Genomic DNA, 4,869 nt, shown 5'->3' with positions numbered 1-4,869 from the left:
GCAGGATATTGTTGGGATTGGAATAAAAACACCAGAAAAGACTCTGGTATTTTTGACGTGACAATACCTGGATATAATTTCGGGATGAGCTGGAACCTAGATAATACATCTACATGGGCAATTGATGAAGAGTCAGTAAATGAGATTGGATGTATTCATACTTGCCAAGGATTAGAATTTGACTATGTAGGTGTGATTATAGGTGATGATATTCAATTAAATGGTGAACATATTATTACGGATTTTACAAAGCGCGCTAAGACAGATCAATCTCTTAAAGGCATCAAGAAACTGTATCAAGAAAATTCTGAAGAAGCACTAAAACAAGCTGATTTAATTATTAAAAATACATACAGAACATTAATGACTCGTGGAATGAAGGGTTGTTATATTTATTGTACAAATAAAGAGTTAGCACGATTCTTTAATATAAAAAGAAAAGGTTGTTTCCAACCTTTCTCAACTAAATAATTAGTTACTGCATAGCAGCATTTAAGCTAAAGCTTTATTTTAACTTTATCATGTCATTGTTAACAGTAGTGATTTGTTAACAATTTCATATTAAGTTATTAAAACTAAATTGTCAATCAAAAAGGAGGAAATTGATGATGAAGAATTATAATGTCGCATTAGATATTGGAACAGGTTCAGTAGGGTTTGCTGTGGTTGATAATAATGGAAAACTACTTAAAAAAGGTAACAAGAACTTATGGGGTGCAAATTTGTTTGATGGTGCCCAATCAGCGCAATCAACAAGAATGTATCGTGCGACAAAAAGAAGATATCTAAGAAGAAGACAACGTGTTAATCTGCTTAGAGATATCATGAGTATCGATATTAGTCCGCTTGATGAAAATTTTTATAGAAAATTAGATTTAAGTTATATGATAAGTGATGATAAAAAGTCATCTTTTAAAGATTTTAATGAAGAATCATACTTATTATCAGGATTAATGACTGAGAAAGAATATAATAAGAAATATCCAACAATTTATCATTTGAGAGAAGAATTAATTAAGAATAAAGAAAAAAAAGATCCAAGACTTATCTATTTAGCTTTGCATCATATGATTAAGTACAGAGGAAATTTTTTGTACGAAGGTCAAAAAATTAACCTGTCTGAAACTAATAAACAAATTGAGCAATTTGAATTCATTGTAGATTCTCTAAATGAAATATTTGAAGAGGGCTTAAACGACTTTGATTACAATGACTTCAGTATAAAACTGGGTAGAACAATCTCAAGAATGGAAATAAGACAGGAAGCAATTGATACATTTAAAAAGCAAGGGTTTGGAAAGGAAGTAATTGATGCATTAACAGAAGTTACAAAGGCTATTTTAGGATATGAGTTTAATTTAGATAAAATATTTTTGAAAGAGGACTTAGGAAAGATTGTTTTTAGTGATGAGAATATTGAAACTAAAATTGATGAAGTTTGTTCTAAATTAGATGATCAACAAGATATTTTGATTGCATTGCAAGATTTATATAGTATCTACTTGCTTAAGCGAATTGTAGGAGATACAAGTGGAACGATATCATCAAGTATGGTTGCTAGTTATGATAAACATAAATCAGATCTAACAAAACTTAAAAATGTACTATTAAAGTATTATAGTCATGATGATTATAAAGATATGTTTAGTGATAATAGTGACAAGAATTTAAATTATTATGCGTATATAAATAAGCCAAGCAAGTGTAAATTACCAGATTTATATACAAAAATAAGAAAAATATTAAAAGACAATAGTTCTGATGAAGCAAAAGAGATACTAAGAGAAGTTGAAAGTAATAGTTTTCTATTAAAACAAAACTCCACAAGTAATGGAGTAATTCCAGTTCAATTGAATTTAGAAGAAATGAAAATGATTCTAGAAAACCAAGGCGTTTATTATCCAATCCTTAATGAAAATAAAGAGAAAATAGAGAAAATACTCTTATTTAGAATTCCTTATTATGTAGGACCATTGAATCAATATAGTAAATGGTCATGGGTAGAAAAAACATCAAATGAAAAGATAACACCATGGAATTTTGATAATGTAATTGATAAAGAAAAGACTGCTAAGAAATTTATAGATAGAATGAAGAGTCACTGCACATATTTATTAGCAGAACCAGTGTTACCAAAAAATTCATTAATTATTGCAAAATATGAAGTGTTAAGCGAACTTAATCAATTAAAAGTTGATGGTTTTAGGTTAAGCTCTGATGAGAAAAAAGACATCATTAACGGACTATTTCTTAAAAAAGGAAAGATTACTAAGAAAGATTTAATCCAGTTTTTAATCGATAATCAACACAGAAAAGAAATTATAGAAATAACTGGTTTTCAAAAAGAAAATGAATTTGCAACAAGCTTAAAACCGTATATTGATTTCAAAAATATCTTTGGTGATACATATCTTGATCATGAAGAAGATATTGAGAGAATAATTGAATGGTTAACAGTATATAATGAGAAGGATATCATTAGTACCCGTATAAAGAATGAATTTTCTTATATCACAACTGAGCAATTAAAGAAAATTTTAGCAAAAAATTACAAAGGATATTCACGTTTATCTGCAAAACTACTAAATGGGCTAATAGGTAAGGATGATAAGGGGAATCCATGTACAATAATAGAACTACTAGAGAACTCATCTTTAAACTTAATGCAAATCATTAATAAAGAAAAATATGGTTTTAAAGATCTAATAGACGAAGATAACGATTTAAAAGATAATCATAAGATTTCCTATGAGGATATTCATTGTTTAGCAGGTTCACCTGCGTTAAAACGTGGTATTTGGCAATCTGTTAAAATCCTTGAAGATTTTAGGAAATATTTTAAGTGTGATCCCGCAAATATTTTTATAGAATTTGCAAGAGAAGAAGATAAAAATAAGAAGAGATCGATTTCTAGAAACAAAATGATTAAAACGATTTATGAGAAAATGATCAAAGAAGAAATAGTTATTGATGGAGAAAAAATAACGAAAAATCATTTTATCTATAAAGAGTTAGACAACTTGGACGCTAATAATGAGAAAGTTCTTTTATATATTTTACAAAATGGAAAATCTATGTATTCTGGAAAAAAATTGGATTTTGAAAATTTATCTAATTATGATGTAGATCATGTATTACCTCAAGCATATATAAAAGATAATTCAATTGATAACAAAGTATTAGTATTATCTGAAGAAAATAGAGAAAAAAGTGATGATCTTTTACTTAAACCAGAAATAATTAACAAAATGAGAGTTTACTGGTTGCAACTGTTGAATGCAGGTTTAATAAGTAAGAAGAAGTACTTTAATTTAACAAGAACAACTATATCTGATAATGAACGTGTTGGATTTGTTAATAAACAGTTAGTTGAAACAAGACAAATAATTAAACATGTAGCTCATTTAGTTAAGAATTTCTATGACTCTAATGTATTCTCAGTAAAAGCATCTTTAGGAAGTGAATTTAGAGATAAGTATAATTTATATAAGATTAGAAACTTAAATAAAACTCATCATGCTCATGATGCGTATTTATGCGCAAGAATTGGTATGTTTATTACAAAAAAATATCCAGATATATCTTTAATTAATGAAGTAGGAACATATAATAAAATCGAAAATGAAATAGCTAAACGTATAAAAGAATCCATTAGAAATAGAGGTTCAAATGCTAGTTTGTCGAGTTTTGTTATACAACAAATGAGTAATAATGAAATTGTTGATAAGAATACAGGGGAACTTATTTGGGAAGGAACAAAAGAAATAGAATACATTAAGAAGATATTTAATTATAAAGATTATTTCTTAACCTATAAAACAGACTATGGAACTGGTAAGTTTTATGATGAAACTATTCAAGGAGTGGATAAGATTAAAACTTTAACAATCTCATTTCCTTTAAAAGCAAACAAGGATCCAATGATATATGGTGGATATGCAAGTGCAAAACCAGCACATGGTATTGTTGTAAAATATAGAAAAGGTAAAAAAACAGATAAGAAAATAGTATCTATTCCTATAATCTATTCAACAAATGAAAACAATGTGTTAAGTTATATTGAAAAATATTGTGAGTTTGATGAATTTGAAATTGGGCAAAAAATTCCACTTGGACTTCCAATTATTATGAATGGAACAAAGTTTACATTGAATTCTATGAGCGAATTACGTATCGTTGAACAAATCTTTCTAAATGATGAAGATAAAGAATTGCTCTATTATCTTACTAAAGGGAAACTATCAAATGACTATGTTGAACCTGTTAAAAAATTGATGGTAACAATTCTTAATAAAATTAGTATTAAAGCAGAATTTATGCAAAAAAATAATAAAACAATCATTAAATATATTACGGAAAACAATGTTGATATTGATGAGCTTCTCAAAATAACAAATTGTATTCTAGATAGTTTGAATCAAGGTTATAAAAATGTTAATAGTACTGATGGTAGACTTAAAGTAAGTGGATATGGAAGAAGAACTAATGTAAATGTTAATTTAGATAACACTGTATTTATCTTTGAATCAACTTCAGGTATCTATAGAGAGATGAAGAAGTTATGACATGGCGGACAATTTACGTATCAAAACAATGTAATTTGAGTTTTAAAAATAATTTCTTAGTTGTAAGAAATGAAGAAGTGAATATGATTCATTTATCTGAAATCCATACTATTTTGATTGATTCGACGATGGCAACAATTTCAACATACTTAATAAATAAAGCAATTGAATATAAGATAAAAATAATATTCTGTGATGAACAACATAATCCTCAATGTGAGCTTAATCCATATTATGGTGCATTTGACACTTCTAGAAAACTTGAAAAAGCATCCGGATGGATGAAAGATAGTTGTGATTTATT

General features: G+C 27.4%; 3 protein-coding genes. All 3 read left to right on the top strand.

Annotated elements, in window-relative coordinates:
• The coding region (locus RR430_RS08890; RefSeq protein WP_332508965.1) for a DNA/RNA helicase domain-containing protein at positions 1-471 on the top strand (471 nt) is incomplete at its 5' end.
• 134 nt (positions 472-605) lie between these two features.
• Positions 606-4,565 carry a type II CRISPR RNA-guided endonuclease Cas9 gene (gene cas9 / locus RR430_RS08885; protein WP_332508964.1) on the top strand — a complete coding sequence of 1,320 codons (3,960 nt, stop codon included), beginning with the start codon at positions 606-608 and terminating at the stop codon, positions 4,563-4,565.
• Positions 4,562-4,869: CRISPR-associated endonuclease Cas1 (locus RR430_RS08880; protein WP_332508963.1), on the top strand; the 308-nt coding region annotated here is incomplete at its 3' end. The genes cas9 and RR430_RS08880, both read left to right, overlap by 4 nt.

Origin of the sequence: Anaerorhabdus sp. (assembly GCF_036641015.1) — a bacterium.
Classification (GTDB): domain Bacteria; phylum Bacillota_I; class Bacilli_A; order Erysipelotrichales; family Erysipelotrichaceae; genus Anaerorhabdus.
The sequence above is the reverse complement of the archived record's forward strand: the minus strand, read 5'-3'. Positions and strand labels throughout refer to the sequence as shown.